We start from the raw sequence: 15,908 nt of genomic DNA, 5'->3' as shown, positions 1-15,908 counted from the left end.
TTGTTGCATCCATCTGCCACCGTGAGTCGTTATTGTTTCTAAAGACGGATAATGGACGTAAATACGGTGACCGCAAAAACTCTGGTAACAACACTCATCGCTAGCTCATTTTCACTCGGTATGGGCGTTGCATTGGCGTTAGACGACCCCGAAGGTGATATTGAACATATTCGAGTACGTGGCGACTCGTCTGTAAAAAACGGAGAGTTTATCTCGGCTTCTCAGGGATGGGTGTCTGGTGACACGCTGATTGAGCGTCCAATGTTGCGCGCCGGTGAAATACTTGAATTTATCCCAGGCATGATGGTGACCCAACACAGTGGTTCGGGAAAAGCCAACCAGTATTTCCTGCGCGGTTTTAACCTCGACCATGGTACTGATTTCACTGTAAGTGTAGATGGAATGCCAGTGAATATGCGAAGCCACGGACACGGCCAAGGGTACAGTGACCTTAACTTTATTATCCCCGAATTTATCGACAATCTAAGCTACTTCAAAGGCACCTATTATGCCAACATTGGCGACTTTTCCAGCGCTGGCGGGGCGTTCTTCAATTTAAGAGATTCACTTGAGCAAAACCAGTTGTTCTTAGGCTTAGGAGAATATGGGTTCAAGCGCGCTGTTACGTTAAATCACTTTCAGGCTGATCAGAGCCGCGTTATTACAGCGCTGGAATATCAAACCTACGACGGCCCATGGACCGACGTTGACGAAGATGTAAAAAAGAAAAATGCCCACATTCGTTATATTACGCCCTTGCTAGGCGGTCAACTCGCCATTACAGGAATGGCCTACGATAATAGTTGGAACGGTGCTGACCAAGTACCTGAGCGCGCTATTGAAAGCGGCTTAATAGACCGTCTAGGATCTATCGACACCCAAGTTGGCGGCGATTCATCTCGCTTTAGTTTCTCCGCAAACTATACGAGTGATACATGGAATGCCTCACTGTATGCCATAGATACAACACTTAGCCTTTTTTCTAATTTTACTTACTTCCTTGATACCCCAGAGACAGGTGACCAGTTCGAACAGGCTGACGACAGGCAAATTTACGGTGGTGAAATATTCACTACCCTCCCCTTAACCAATACAGATGGAAGCAGTATTACTCTAGGCGGCCAGTGGCGTTTCGACGATATTGAAAACGTGGGGCTGTATCGCACACAAAATTTAGCACGATTGGGCACCATTCGAGAAGACGCGATTAAAAGTAATAGCTATGCACTGTTCGCTCAGTCGAACATTGTACTCAGCGACGCACTTAGCCTGTCATTAGGTGGTCGATACGATTATTTATATGTGGACGTTACCAGCAGTCTTGGGGCCAATTCAGGGAGCGAAAGTGACGGTTTATTTACCCTTAAAGCAGGCTTGAAGTACAGTGTATCAGACCAACTCACCGCATTTGCCAACATTGGGCAGGGCTTTCACTCTAACGATGCTCGAGGAGCGACAATTAGCATTGACCCGGTAAGTGGTGACGCCACCGAAGCTGCTCCCTTGTTAGTAAAGAGCCTTGGCTATGAAGCAGGTGTTAACTATACCGATAATAAAACCTATAACCTATCTGCTGCCCTGTGGCGCTTAGAACTTGATAGCGAGCTGGTGTACGTTGGCGATGCAGGCTTTACCGAAGCCAGCCGTCCCTCCGAGAGAAAAGGCATTGAGGTGAGTGCCTACTACTGGATCAGCCATCACCTAACTGCAGACGTTGAAGCAGCGTGGACCAAAGCACGATTTAGCGACAGCGTTGAAGGCGAAGGCCGCCACATTGATGGCACCGTGCCAGGCGTGGTAAGTGCAGGTTTAACTTACTATCAAAAGAGCAATCAACTAGGGTTCAGCTATACCCTACGAGGCCGCTACTTAAGCTCTCGCACCGTAGAAAGTTTCGATGAAATTTCACCGCCATTAACATTTTTAATTAATGCTCAAGTTGCCTATCGCCAGCCAACATGGGACGTAACGCTAGAAGTACTTAATGCCTTAGACAGTGACGATCATGATATTGATTATTTTTATGCATCTAGGCTGCCCGGAGAGCCAGAGGAAGGGATTGAGGATTTGCATTATCACCCTGTAGAGCCGAGAAATGTTCGCCTTACTTTGTCAATAAATTATTAATACATAAACGCTTTACTGTTTAGAGGTCTTTCTATTGATTAGGCAACCGTTTGGGCAGTTGTTTATAAAGCATGCTACTTTTAAAAGTAGCCGCTAAACAGTTAAAGCAATAAACAGATGGCCGCGCCATAACGATAAAAATAGGAGCAACAATGGAACACGAAACACTGTTTCCTCTGCTGTGTAAAACCGCAGACGGCGACAAAAAAGCGTTCGCAGAGCTTTATAAGATAACAAGTCCACAGCTCTACGCTGTTGCTTTAAGGCTTTTGAAACGTCCAGAGCTAGCCGATGAAGCCACCCAAGATGCCTATATAAAAATTTGGCATAACGCCGGTAATTATCAACGGGGCAAAGGTACGGTACTTACCTGGATGGTCAGTATAGCTCGCTATCGTGCGCTCGATTTAATCCGCTATCACAATGTTAGAAATGAAGTGGAATTAAATGATGATGCACCGTCAGGTATGGAATCCACGCAATCAATAAAGTTAGAGGCAGAACAAGCAAAATTAGCCTCTTGTTTAGATGAACTTGATGGACCGCAGCGTCAGGCTATCCATTTAGCCTATGTGAATGGTATGTCACATCAAGAGGTGGTGACTCACTTGGCGTCGCCACTTGGAACCATTAAAAGCTGGATAAGACGAGGCTTGCAAAGCTTGCAGAGGTGCCTATCACTATGAATTATTTAAAAGAAGAGCGATTAAACGCCCTCGCGGCTGAATATGTAGTTGGAACGCTACGCGGCAAAGCGCGAACGCGCTATCAAAAGTTAATGATGCAGTATCAGGCTGTTAGCGATGCCACCGCACAATGGGAGCAATACCTTACTGGATTTGCTGAAACCTTGCCTCCGGTGACACCACCTGACAGCGTGTGGGAGAATATACAAATTAAGCTTGGCCACAAGGCGGCTAATGATACAGAGTATGTCGATCAAACGACTAGTACTAAACCAAGTAGCGACAATGTAGTTGATCTTGAAAAAGAAAAGCAGAAGCGCTGGAAGAACTTATCGTTCATATCCACAGCAGCTGCAATGGTGTTGGCCGTATTGCTTTTCGTCATGCAACCTGTACCTACCCCAGAAGTTTCCCATATTGCCGTGGTCAATAATGCTGATAACACGCCATTGTGGGTGATAGAAGTTTCTGACACTACCATGAATGTTAAGGTCACCGATGCATTCGTGGCTTTAGCCGACAAAGACTATGAACTTTGGATGGTGCCAGCAAACGGCGAAGCTCCAATTTCCCTTGGCTTGATGCCTGAAGTTAATGGGGACACGCGCGCGACACCAGATATCTTGCTAGATCAAAGTATCGCGGCGTTAGCAGTGAGCTTAGAAGCACCAGGCGGCTCGGTAACGGGCGCACCAACGGAAGTGCTATATATAGCGCCGATTGTTTCCGTGTAATTTTACGCACTAAGCAGCACACCAAAAGGCCACGAAACGTGGCCTTTTACTTTTCATAAAAACTTTTTTCTAATTTTTTAAACAATCTTGCATCTAAGGTGAAACCTCAGTCGTTTGGTCTCTTGAACTCATAAAAAACAGAGAGACTCGACATGATCCAATTCAAACGCAAAACTTTGTCACTGGCTATTGCCGTGACATGTGCAGCTGTAACTGCTGGCGCAATAGCGTCAAGTCACCGAGAAGCACCGAATATTACTCGCCACCCAGCGTTAGATAGCACCGACTTTTATGCTTTCAATAGCTATGAACAAGGCCGTGAAGATTATGTGACTTTCATAGCAAACTATATTCCACTGCAAGATGCCTACGGTGGCCCTAACTACTTTGCAATGGACCCGAATGCGCACTACGCGATTCATATTGATAGTGATGGCGACGCGGTTGAAGACCTAAGCTTTGTTTTTAAGTTTAACAATATGCTTGCTGCTGATAACGAAGGTATTGCCCTGCCAATAGGCCCTGAAGGCGAACAGAAAATGGTGAAAGTGCCGCTTAAAAATGTAGGCGGTATCAGCGCAGACAATTCAAGCGCAGCAAACTTCTCGGAAATGTACAGCCTTACTATGGTGAGTGGCGACATGCAGACAGGCACGCGCACTCCCCTTACACCCGCCATGGGCGATATGTTTAAGAAGCCGCTTGATTACATTGGTAATAAAACCTTTACCAGTGAAGCGGAATACGCACGCTATGCTGAAAGCTTTATTTACTCGTTCAGTATCCCTGGGTGCGATGACATGGCCAAAGTGTTTGTTGGTCAGCGTAAAGACCCCTTCGTTGTCAACTTAGGCAAAACATTCGACTTGGTAAATTACGTACCTGTTGAGGGCGACAGCGCACCGGGCGCAGGCGATGGTGAAGGTTTCCCTGGCGGTATAACGCAAAGTGCCATGAATGATGACTTAGCCGATAAAAACGTGACAGCGTTATCTATTGAAGTACCCAAGGCGTGTGTTACCGGTGAAGGTAATGGCGTAATTGGTAGCTGGACCACGGCAAGCTTGCCGCAAGCGCGTATCCTAAACCCAGATGCTACTTTTGCGAAACCTGAGACTAATGGTGGTGCGATGACTCAAGTGTCTCGTTTAGGTAGCCCGCTAGTAAATGAGCTTGTTATCGGTATTGGCGATAAAGACAAATTCTCTACTTCTCACCCAAGTGCAGACGGTCAATTCGCTGATTATGTAACCCACCCTTCTTTGCCAGAACTACTGAACATTCTGTTTAAAGATGCAGTGAATACTACGCTGGGTACGGAGATTGAGACCCTTGCACCGACTAACTTCCCGCGTATGGACTTAGTGACAGCGTTCCTTACAGGTTTCCCAGGCGTAAACCAACAAGCAACTGTAACAGCATCAGAAATGCTGCGCCTAAACACAGGGATCCCAGCAACGCCAGCCGAATCGCAGTCAGCATTTGGTGTGGCAGGCGATGACTTAGCAGGATTCCCGAACGGTCGCCGCCCAGGTGATGACGTAGTTGATATTGCCCTTCGCGTTGTTATGGGCCGTTTGTGCTATCCCATCCCGGTAGCAGGTGAAGACACAGACCTTGGCCTTTGTACACCAGAGCAAGCCAGTGTAGGAAATGTACCTTTCACTGATGGTGCGCCACTAGATGCAAACATGATTGACTCGTCATTTCCTTACCTAAAAACACCACTTGCTGGCTCTGAATAAGGAGGTCCATCATGTCTATGAAGATTAGGTTATTTAACAAGAATCCAAATGCGCCCGCGTTTGTTAAGTCGGCTCAAACCCCTTTGCAGAAACATAAGTTGTGGGTCATTTCTGGATTGGTGCTAGCGCTAACTGGTTGTTTCGATAGTGATGACGATAACGATTATCAAGCGCCAGAAGAAAATGCAGCGCCTGTAGCCGTTGATGAAATGCTAACGACGCAAGCAGATATTGCGTTTGACGGCACGTTGACAGCAACCGATGTCGATGGTGATGCGCTTACCTTCGGGCTTGGTGAAAACGGTACGTTAGGTAATGCAGAAGTTAATGCTGATGGCAGCTTTACCTACACACCTAACGCTCAGGTAACGGGTAGCGATAGCTTCACATTCACCGTTTCTGACGGCGTAAATCCAGAAGTTACGGCCACCGTTAGCGTTACGATTGAGGCACAGCAGGTATCGTTCTCTAGCTATACCCGTGATGCCTTTAATCAAGCACCGACCGATGAACCTCTGCCAATTAACGCAAGAGTGTTCACGCAAGATGCAGATGAAAACACGTTCGACGACTTGCTAATCGACCAGTATCCATAAAGCTAACAAGCTTGGTCACTAGTTAAGCCAAGGATGGCTTTTTTTAAGGAAGTAGCTATGAAAATTATAAATAAGCATGCTTTGAGCATTGTTATAGCATGTTCGGCACTTAACTTTTCAAGTCACAATGCTTTTGCCCAAGGCCAAGACACTACTTTGCATAGCGATACCATTATTGCAACTTGGCAGCCAAAGCATGCATTAATAGCGACGTTTGATGACGCAGAAAAAGCACTGAGTGAAAGTAGATACCTAGACGCAACAGGCGCAGAAAGAGAGCGAGTAACTCGCTTTACGAAAACGATGCGAAGCCAATACGGTACGTTATCCCCTGGTCAACAAAAGCGCCTTGTTCTTCTGGAAGCAAGGTTACTTCAGGGCGTTCACAAGTTTGAGCAAGCCAAGCAGCACCTAGAGCAAATCAATTACGCACGCTTACCTTCTGTGCATTTGTTGTTATCAGACATTAGCATTCAACAAGGCAATGCTGAAAAAGCAAAAGAATTCTGCGAGAAGCTCGTGGGTCAAACTAGCTTTCTAGTTGCTTTTACCTGCATGGTAAATGCAAGTTTTTCCCAAAGCATGAACATAAAATTGTTCAATAAGCTAAAAGCCTTTGAGACCTTTGCAAGCAACGCTAGACCCACTGAACGGCAGTGGTTCTATGAAGTACTTGCTGATATGTCACTTCAACTTGGTGATGCTGAAAGTGCAATTGATTACCTGAATAAAACGGCATTTAATAAGCTACCAATAAGCGCCTTGTTGGTTTGGATTGACGCACATGCCAAGCTAGGCAAGTTCAACATTATCATTTCTACCCTAGAGCGCAATATTAATGACATTTCAAAAACTGACGACAGCTTACTGCTTAAATGGGCAAAAGCAGAGCGCGCGCTTGGACTCAATAGCTCACGAGTACAGTCTCAACTGGCAAAAAATATGGAGATTCGTGTTTGGCGTGAAGACAGTTCTCATGCCGCACAGGTCGCTATCTACTTTTTAGACTTAGCACCTAATTACACACAGGCTCTTAAGTTTGCCAAGCTTAATTGGCAATACGCACAAACATCTACAGACAAACAATTGCTCGAGCGCGCAATCAAAATCCATGAAGCCCATTCAGAGGTATAACCTCACAACTCACAAAAGTGATTGAACCATGATTAGATATATTGTTTTTCTTATATTAGCCACAGTCAGCTTTTCGTTATATCCTCACGAATTAAGTAATGGTTACCTAGTACTTAGGGGAGAGTCAAACGAAGCACTTTCAGGCGAACTTTCCTTGAAACCTGAAGACATTGGGCAGGCGGCCGGCTTAGATACAGACAACAATGGAAAGTTAACATGGGGTGAGGTAATCACGAATCAAAACTTGGCGATAAATTATATCCAAAACCATTTAATTATTCGCGATAGCCAAAGCCAGTGCTCGCTCTCTATAACGCTTCCTACTATGCAAAATATCTCTGCTGAGTCGCTTCTAGTTTACCCACTTGCAGTGAATTGCACTCATATAGGCGAAATCTCGGTACAATACAGCGGGATAATAAATGATTTTCCTACCCACAAATTACTTACCTCGGTAACAATTGATGACCACACGAATATCCATGTGCTAGACAGTGAGCGGGCATCTATCACTATTGCTGCACTAGGAACGGCATCACTTGCCCAATTTGGTGAAATGGTCTTCCAAGGCATTTGGCATATTTTCATTGGGTTAGACCATATTCTGTTTTTGGTTGCCACATTACTCACAGTAAACCTGCAAAGAAAAAATCAGAAGTGGGTAAAAGCACTAAGTAAAAAACTTATCTTAAAAAATACCATTATTTTGGTAAGTACATTTACCTTGGCACATTCCATTACCTTAACCGCAACGGCCCTAGATTTAATAGCGCTGAATAGTCGTATTGTCGAACTTGGCATTGCCGTATCGGTCGCTTTTACTGCGCTAAATAATATGTATCCTGTGATCATGAGACTTAGTTTTATTACTTTTGGGTTTGGCCTATTGCACGGTATGGGTTTTGCCAGCGTATTTGGAGAGCTTAATGCACAATCGGGCGGCTTGCTTCTTAACGTACTCGCTTTCAACCTAGGCGTAGAAGTGGGTCAGTTGGTCATTGTAGCGATGCTAATGCCTGTTTTACTTGCACTGAGAAACCTTAGAGTTTACGCCAAAGCGATTATGCCTGTTGCTTCATCAATAATTGCAGTAATTGCCCTAAATTGGACGCTGCAACGATGGTAAAAACGAGTTACGTGTTAATTGGTTAATAAATCCAGTAGGTCAAAGGCTGTTTTGGACAATCTTTCAGCACTTAGTAATAAAAAGGACAAAAAGTTGTTGTATAGGCGCGCCGCATCGCTATAATGCTGCTCATCGACATCGCGTTGATATCTATACACAATGCCAGTGTGATGGAATTGGTAGACATGACGGATTCAAAATCCGTTGCTAGCGATAGCGTGGCGGTTCAAGTCCGCCCACTGGTACCATCTCTTCTTTTAGAAGTAGATACTGAAACCGACCTTTGAGTCGGTTTTTTTGTGCCTGAAAGAAAACCGTCGAAACCATCTTACTTTTATTTGCAGATTCAAACCTCACCGCCTTTAATAGTGTGCCGACTGAAGAAGGCCTCTGGTACCAATTTAACGGTAGTCGGCTATATGCATGTAAACGCATAGCATTCAGTAGGGCATAATCAATATACTGTAATAGAAGTCGCTAGCTTAACTGAGACCAAACCTGAGCCGACAAAAGGCGTCATCTATATTTTTCTTTCAATAAACAGAAAACTATTTAGAGCTAATCTGCACATCATGGGCTTCAGACCACACTCTGAGCTCATCTAGAATATGCAAAGCTGTTCGCCCAAACTCGGTCAGCTCATAAGTAACAGCAACTGGCCTATCGCTTATGACCTTCCGCAACACCATACCTTCATCTTCAAGTTCTTTAAGGCGCTGATCAACCATCTTTTTACTTGCGCCACCAAGCATTCGTGCAAGATCGTTAAACCTGACAGGCTCATCTTTCAAGTGGTAAATAATCGATCCTTTCCATTTTCCGCCTATTAATCGCATGCCTTTTTCGATAGCACAGGGCTCCATGCAAGCGTTATAAACTTTTTTTCGCCCTTTACTGTCTGTTTTTATTGAACTTTCCAAATGGCACCCTCTCATTTAAACAAGGTTACTAAAAGTATACTAATTGATTACTGTTTAAAGGTAACTAAAATATACCACACAACGTTAAGCGAGAAAACGCACTTGCTTTTATTAACCCTTATAAAAGTAATCTTAGGAGTTATTCAATGAGCACCACAAGTTCAGGCAATGTACTAATTATTAATGCCCACCAGTATTACCCATTCTCAGAAGGCAAGCTTAATGCAGCCTTCGTTGATAAAGCCATCACTCTGCTTGAAGGTAAAGGCTATAACACTCGCGTAGTGACGATGGCAGAAGAATACGATGTGGATGAGCAGCTGTCACATCACCAGTGGGCAGACTTTGTCATTCTTCAATCGCCTATTAATTGGATGGGTCTGCCCTGGTCATTCAAAAAATATATGGACGAAGTGTATACCGCAGGAATGGGCGGCGCTTTGTGTTCAGGCGACGGACGTGTAGCAGAGGAACCTAAGAAAAACTACGGTACTGGTGGCACACTTAATGATGTGAAGTACATGATGTCTTTAACCTTCAATGCACCAGAAGAGTCATTCGATGATAATGAAGAGTTTTTCGACGGCAAGTCTGTTGACGATTTAATGTTCCCAATGCATATGAACTTTAAGTTTTTTGGCATGACACCAATGGCAACCTTTGCCAGCTTCGACGTGATGAAAAACGCAGACGTTGAAAATGACTTTAAACGCTTTGAAACCCATATTAACAAGCACTTTTAACCCAGTTGTAAAGCGGCGTTTTTGAAAAACGTCTGAGGAGTTTTTATGTCTTTTTTGCGCTCCGTATTGAAATCCGGACTGTGCTTATTCTTGGCAGCGACTGCCAACACTCATGCTCACGAGCAACATGAGCCAGGACACATTGCTTCACCTGAACAGTATGAATTGTTGCTCGAAAACGAACGAGCCTTGGTTTTAAAAATGGTGTTAAAGCCGGGTGAGAGCGATTCGTTTCATCGTCACAACAATGAAACGGTTTATTTTGAAAAAGGTAGCAAGTTAAAAATTGAAGCGCTTGGCGCCGAGCCAATTGTTGCTGATGTTCCCGACGGGCACGTCATGTCGCATGAGGCGTGGACACACAGAGTAACAAACCTCGGCGAGCAGACGGCTATTGCAATCATAGTAGAAGAAAAATAAGAGAGGTTTTCAATGGTATTTACAGACCATCCTGAAGCACTGCTTTGGCATGTTATTGCTTACTGATATTCGAAGGAGAATTCGACGATGAGTTCACAAAAAGATATACACCTATACACAGCATCTACCATGAATGGTTGGAAACCTGTTGTTTTTCTTGAAGAAGCAGGCGTCGAATACGATTTAACACATATCGATTTTTCGAAGAACGAGCAAAAAGCACCGGACTACGTGAAGCTCAACCCAAATGGCCGCATCCCTACCATAGTAGATCGTTCCAACAACGACTTCGTGGTTTTCGAATCAGGTGCCATTCTTTGGTACCTGGCTGAGAAATACGGGAAATTTATCCCATCCGCCCCTGATGAGAAATCAAGAACACTACAGTGGCTGATGTTCCAAATGGGCGGTGTCGGACCAATGATGGGCCAGGCAATGTATTTCCAGCGTATAGCGGCGAAAAACGGAAACGAAGATCCCTTCGCTATTAAACGTTACGTTGACGAAAGTCGAAGGCTATTGGAAGTCCTGAATACACATTTAAAAGGTAAAGACTTTCTCGTAAACAACAAGTACACCATTGCAGATATGGCTACCTATACGTGGGCACGTGCCTATTATTGGGCGAATGTCAGTGTTGATGGTCTGCCTCACCTGCAAGCCTGGTTCGATAGAATTGACGAGAGGCCCGCCACACAACGTGCTCTTGAAATTCCAAAGCCGTTCTGGGCTTTCTTCGGTAAAGGCGATGTTGAAGCTCAGGAACGTGAAAACGCTGAACGCTTCAAGCATGATGTGAAGAAATAGATACCAAAACCGACGAAAGTCGGTTTTTTGTGCCTGTAATTAAGTGTAATCGACACAACAGCGTTGCCTAGGAATGAGTCCCAACAACTTCATTCCTATCTAAACTATATTTTCTTCAGATATGTAAATTGCCGAACATCTCCACAAGTATTAACCTATAATAGAAAGGATAGTAAACAACCAATCATGAGTGGTTAGGCTATTGATAAACAGCGCCTCATATAAACAGTATTACTTAACAAACCTGACAATAGTACTTTGCCTCTTCACTGGCTGTGTGAATACCCCACCCCCACCAATGTCGCCCCCCCCTACAAAAAATGAGACTGCGCTGAAAGATTTAGAAATACTGGCCTCTGACACTATGCAAGGTCGCAAGCCCGGTTCTTCTGGTCATGAAGCTGCCAGAGACTTCATTCTCAAGCGTTTCCATACACTTGAATTGAAGGCATTTTCCGAGAACTACCAACAAACGTTCTTATTTTCCCAAGGTTTCCAGCGACAAACTGGATATAATCTTATAGGCTGGTTAGAAGGCACAGAATTCTCTAAAACCTTCATTGTGATCACAGCACATTACGACCACCTAGGTAAGCAGGGCAGAGAGACGTTTAACGGCGCTGACGATAACGCCTCTGGCGTGGCAGCGCTGCTTGCACTTGCTACTTACTTTGCGCAGTATCCACCTAAGCACTCACTCATTTTTGTTGCTACTGACGCAGAAGAAGGTGGCCTACATGGCGCTGATGCGTTTGTATCGGCACCCCCAGTAAATTTGAGTTCAATAGTTTTAAATATCAATTTAGATATGTTGGGAATTGGTGGGAAGCGTGGTCAACTTCATGCCCTGCCGGCTAAAGGCCAGTCAACAATTAAAGCATGGCTGAAGCAACAAGCTCCTCGGTATAACTTTCCAAGTATGAATTTGCGTATTGGCGCGCCTATTCCGACAAGAACACAGGGGATCATGAATAAGGTTGATTGGTATAAAGCCAGCGATCATGCCAGCTTCGCTCGTGTTGGCATTCCCTATATCTATTTTGGCACTGATGTTCACACCCACTATCATCAGGCCACAGATGTTTACAAGAACATCAATCACGGCTTTTTCAGTGCGGCACTACACACTGTACAGGAAGTACTCAGTTCATTAGATAATGCACCACATTCATCAACAGGACTAACATTGAGCCAGTAGCTAGATAGAAGAAAATGGGCTTTCCCTAAGTTCAATTTGTATACTTATTGCCACTATCTTGTGAACAATTAAATAAGCTATGATTTATGATAATCGGTAACATTTTATTACAAATTAAACGCACATCGGTTTGTTTATAAAAAGCGTTCGCTGAAAAAGCATTTTTCACACAGATAGATTATTTAAAGGAAGCGAATTGATTGATGCAGTATTTGCTCCAATGTTCTTTTTCTAGAGTTACTAAAAAGCCCCTGTTCATTTGGTGGCTAGTGCTTTTGTGTGCCCTACAACTCTTTATCAGCGCTAAAGCAGAGCCTGTTATCAGCTCTCCTCGCTTCAAACATTTATCAACAGAAAATGGTTTATCACAAGATTCTATCAACGACATGTTCGTCGATAGCGACGGTTTTTTATGGGTGGCAACAGAAACAGGGCTAAACCGTTACGACGGATACCACAATAAACAATATATTGGACTTAACAACGAATTCGCTGACGATGGTATTTATTCACTCTATGAAGATCAAAACAATGATTTATGGGTAAGCACTTATAGCAGTGGTGTCTATAGAGTTAACCGTCAAACCGGCGAAAGTAAACGCGTGTTGGCAATAACCTATAAAAGTCAGCCAGAGTGGTATCAGTTTGTTTCGCATTATATACCAGGTCCCAACAACACACTTTACATTGCTCATGATCACGTGATCGTACAATTCAATTTAGAAACCGAGCAGTGGGCGACGGTTTTCGATTTACTTTCTCCTGAGATAGCGCTCCCTGAAAGTGAAGTTATTAGGCATATCGCGCTTTATGATGAAGTGCTTTTTATTGCCACTAGCGCAGGATTTTATACTTATGACCTGCTTACAAAAGCGACAAGAAAAATACAGTATGAAGAAAATCGCGAGTCGAATAGGGATAAATTGAATGCCAAGCTCATCATGATTGATGAACAAGCTAACTTCTGGCTTGGTACCGTTGAAGGCTTGTATAAATTCAACTTAGAAGCACTGCTTACATATGCAAAAAGCGGAGGCGATGTACCTCTTGGCGCCACTGCCATTCCCTCGCTTAATATTTGGAGCCTACAGAATATAGATGGTTCGCTTTACTATTTAGCTACCAACAACGGCTTATACACCGTTGACCTAGTGACTTTGGAATTACAACATTTATTCAAACCATCAGATTCCAACTTACTCATCACAGACAATAACTTAACGAAGATAGCGTTTACTCCTAGCGAGCAATTATGGCTATCAACAAAAACATCGGGAATGCTGCTTTGGAACCCACGCTCTGTTTTGTTTAACAACGTTTACGCCGATGACGAGTCCAAGAGTTCTCTTAGTGACAATACAGTTCACGACTTCCATGTTCAAAACGATGAAAACCTATGGGTAGGCACCAATAATGGACTGAACCTGTACAACCTTGAATCGGGTGAAATAGAGCAATTCTTTGTATCTCGCGACGAGAAAGCAGTGGCCTCTTACGGTTCTATTTACATTATAAGGGAAGGTGAAGATGATTGGGTTTGGCTCGCTACCTATGAAGGTTTGCGTAAATTTGATTTAGTTAAAAAGCAAGTAATTCCCTTTCAAATGGATGCGCAGACCAACGAGTTATTAAGTTCTGACAAGACGTACGACATATTACGTGTATCGAAGAATAAGTATGTTGTAGCCTCCGAAAAGCAATTCTCTAGACTCGACGAAACCCAAAATACATTTGTCAAAGATGAAGTGTTATCTACTACGTTAGACGTTAGTCAGTTTTATACCTTCATTCCTGATTTCAGCGAGGATGAAGACTACGTTTTAATTGCTATGACCGGTGGCCTTTGGCGTTACAACGTAGCAACCAGTTCACTTCAGAAAATTCACGAAACACGCAATGTGCAGTCCGAATACATATTACAACCCACTGAAGCAATTTTAGATGACTACGGGACATTGTGGATCAGTTATCCAGGTCATGGTTTGTACGGGCTAGATGCAACGTCCTATGAGCAAAAATACTTTTTTGACACATCTAACATACTGCCTACCAACATCGTTTTTAGTTTGGAGAAAGACGACAACGGCTACATATGGATGGGCAGTCACAAAGGCTTACTACAGCTTGATCCTAAGACATTAAGCCTTAAGCAATTTACAACAAAAGAAGGCTTAATTAATAACGAATTCAAGTGGGGCTCTAAAGTTCGTCTAAATAATGGGGATATGGTGTACGGTTCTCAGAAAGGTTTCACCCTATTTGACCCGAATAAGTTCGTCGAAAATGAAAATACATTACCCCCAACTTTGATTACCAATGTGGCCCTAGTATCAAAACAAGTAGCCCTTGGTTTTGGTGATAAAAGTGGCAAGCTACTAAATATAAATCATGACGATATTGGTTTGTCGATTAACTTCTCTGACATGCAGTATGACAACACCAATGTAAGCCACTATCAATATAGCCTTACTGGTGACATCAATATTTCATACCCACCAACTAAATCAGCAGAAGTCTCTTTTCCTCAGTTAAAGCCGGGAAAGTATACGTTCTTAGTAAGCAGGTATGACGTTGCCAACGAGTCTCCAGGCCCCGTGTCATCATTACAAATTAAGGTAAAACACCCTGCATTTGCTTCGCCTTTTGCATACTTTATGTATTGTCTAGTTTCAGCAGCGCTACTTTTCATCTTTATCTGGCGACGTAAACTTAATAGCGACAAATTGAAAGCTGCTCACTTAAGTGTACTGAAGAACAAAAACAGGCTTTCTATGGCACTCACAGCCAGTAATACCAGAGTGTGGGAGTGGAGCGAAGATACAAATGCTATTGAGCAAGAACGTATTAAAAAGGAATTACACTACACTGACGCAACAATAAGCTTTGATGAGCATTGCAAACTCATTCACGAGCACGATAAGCATGTATTTTTAACGCAATGGCATGGTGTACTCAAAGGCGAGAGAAAAAACCTCGATGTCACCTATCGTATCAAAAACCGCGATGGTGAGTATGAGTGGTATCGCGATGTAGGAGCATTGGTTACCAATAATGATACTTCAACGAATGCGATTAAACTCGCAGGGACGTATTCCAACATTACAGAAACTATTAATACACAAACCAAAGCTCAACTGTATGGAGAAGCATTTGAGCATACTCGCGATTGGGTTGTGATTTTCGATAGTAATTTCAAACCAATTATTGCCAATCAATCATTTAAAGATGCGCTTTGTCTATGCCTAGACGAAAATATTTCTACTCAACTTATTCAGGTTTTTTCTAGCCAGAAACATAAGCTCATTCATGCATTAAGCAAAATGCGAAAGCTATCCCCGAATGAACATTGGAGTGGAGAAGCCGATATTCAGAGTTTGCAAGGTGATAAATATATTGTGAACATTGGCATTACGGCAGTGAGTAACCCGAGAAACGAAAGCGAAATTAGTCGCTATTTGGTCATCCTCTCAGATATAACCAAACAAAAAGATGCTCAAGGCGCATTGGTTAAAATGGCAAACTACGATAGCTTGACCGGGTTGCCAAATCGTTCTTTGCTGCTAGATAGAATTCAACATGCTTTCGATCAGGCCAAGCGAGATAAAACATCTATTTGTCTCTTCTTTATTGACTTGGACAGGTTCAAACAAATTAACGATAGCCTTGGTCACG

Annotated in this window: 13 protein-coding genes and 1 tRNA gene; 13 read left to right on the top strand and 1 reads right to left on the bottom strand. The window is 43.4% G+C overall.

Going from position 1 to position 15,908, the window contains the following annotated elements; translation table 11 throughout:
* Positions 1-51: 51 nt before the first annotated feature.
* From EYR97_RS00070 to EYR97_RS00035, 8 genes are all read left to right on the top strand, one after another.
* The gene (locus tag EYR97_RS00070) at positions 52-2,127 is read left to right on the top strand and encodes a TonB-dependent receptor (RefSeq protein ID WP_131091827.1); all 2,076 of its coding nucleotides are present in this window, start codon (positions 52-54) and stop codon (positions 2,125-2,127) included.
* A gap of 152 nt (positions 2,128-2,279) precedes the next feature.
* A complete protein-coding gene (locus EYR97_RS00065; protein WP_131091826.1) occupies positions 2,280-2,813 on the top strand; it encodes an RNA polymerase sigma factor in 534 nt (177 codons plus the stop codon).
* Complete coding sequence (locus tag EYR97_RS00060) at positions 2,810-3,547, top strand: anti-sigma factor domain-containing protein (protein WP_131091825.1); 738 nt, start codon at positions 2,810-2,812, stop codon at positions 3,545-3,547. Before EYR97_RS00065 ends, EYR97_RS00060 begins: the two co-directional genes overlap by 4 nt.
* A 152-nt stretch (positions 3,548-3,699) precedes the next feature.
* Positions 3,700-5,292 (top strand): DUF4331 domain-containing protein, encoded by a 1,593-nt coding sequence (locus EYR97_RS00055; RefSeq protein ID WP_131091824.1) that lies wholly within the window; start codon positions 3,700-3,702, stop codon positions 5,290-5,292.
* Between the two features lie 11 nt (positions 5,293-5,303).
* The gene (locus EYR97_RS00050; protein ID WP_131091823.1) at positions 5,304-5,888 is read left to right on the top strand and encodes an Ig-like domain-containing protein; all 585 of its coding nucleotides are present in this window, start codon (positions 5,304-5,306) and stop codon (positions 5,886-5,888) included.
* Between the two features lie 57 nt (positions 5,889-5,945).
* Positions 5,946-7,022, top strand: a complete 1,077-nt coding sequence (locus EYR97_RS00045; protein WP_131091822.1) for a lipopolysaccharide assembly protein LapB — start codon at positions 5,946-5,948, stop codon at positions 7,020-7,022.
* A 28-nt stretch (positions 7,023-7,050) separates the two neighbouring features.
* Complete coding sequence (locus EYR97_RS00040) at positions 7,051-8,148, top strand: HupE/UreJ family protein (protein WP_131091821.1); 1,098 nt, start codon at positions 7,051-7,053, stop codon at positions 8,146-8,148.
* A 161-nt stretch (positions 8,149-8,309) separates the two neighbouring features.
* Positions 8,310-8,396: transfer RNA gene (locus EYR97_RS00035), tRNA-Leu, on the top strand.
* A gap of 300 nt (positions 8,397-8,696) precedes the next feature.
* On the opposite strand, the gene EYR97_RS00030 is transcribed toward EYR97_RS00035, so the two are convergent.
* Entirely contained in the window at positions 8,697-9,068 is a 372-nt protein-coding gene (locus EYR97_RS00030) for a helix-turn-helix domain-containing protein (RefSeq protein ID WP_131091820.1), read from the bottom strand.
* A 146-nt stretch (positions 9,069-9,214) separates the two neighbouring features.
* Between EYR97_RS00030 and EYR97_RS00025 the strand changes: the two genes are divergently transcribed.
* From EYR97_RS00025 to EYR97_RS00005, 5 genes are all read left to right on the top strand, one after another.
* Positions 9,215-9,811 (top strand): NAD(P)H-dependent oxidoreductase, encoded by a 597-nt coding sequence (locus EYR97_RS00025; RefSeq protein WP_131091819.1) that lies wholly within the window; start codon positions 9,215-9,217, stop codon positions 9,809-9,811.
* Positions 9,812-9,856: 45 nt separating this feature from the next.
* Positions 9,857-10,231, top strand: coding sequence for a hypothetical protein (locus tag EYR97_RS00020; RefSeq protein ID WP_131091818.1), 375 nt, complete (start codon positions 9,857-9,859; stop codon positions 10,229-10,231).
* 87 nt (positions 10,232-10,318) lie between these two features.
* A complete protein-coding gene (locus EYR97_RS00015) occupies positions 10,319-11,038 on the top strand; it encodes a glutathione S-transferase family protein (RefSeq protein WP_131091817.1) in 720 nt (239 codons plus the stop codon).
* 277 nt (positions 11,039-11,315) lie between these two features.
* Positions 11,316-12,236: a M28 family peptidase gene (locus tag EYR97_RS00010; protein WP_131091816.1), complete on the top strand. Its 921-nt coding sequence runs from the start codon at positions 11,316-11,318 to the stop codon at positions 12,234-12,236.
* 269 nt (positions 12,237-12,505) lie between these two features.
* The coding region (locus EYR97_RS00005) for a two-component regulator propeller domain-containing protein (RefSeq protein ID WP_165477952.1) at positions 12,506-15,908 on the top strand (3,403 nt) is incomplete at its 3' end.

Origin of the sequence: Alteromonas sp. KUL42, assembly GCF_006538325.1 — a bacterium.
Lineage (GTDB): Bacteria > Pseudomonadota > Gammaproteobacteria > Enterobacterales > Alteromonadaceae > Alteromonas.
Note: the sequence above shows the minus strand (reverse complement) of the source record. Positions and strands in the feature narration are given on the sequence as shown.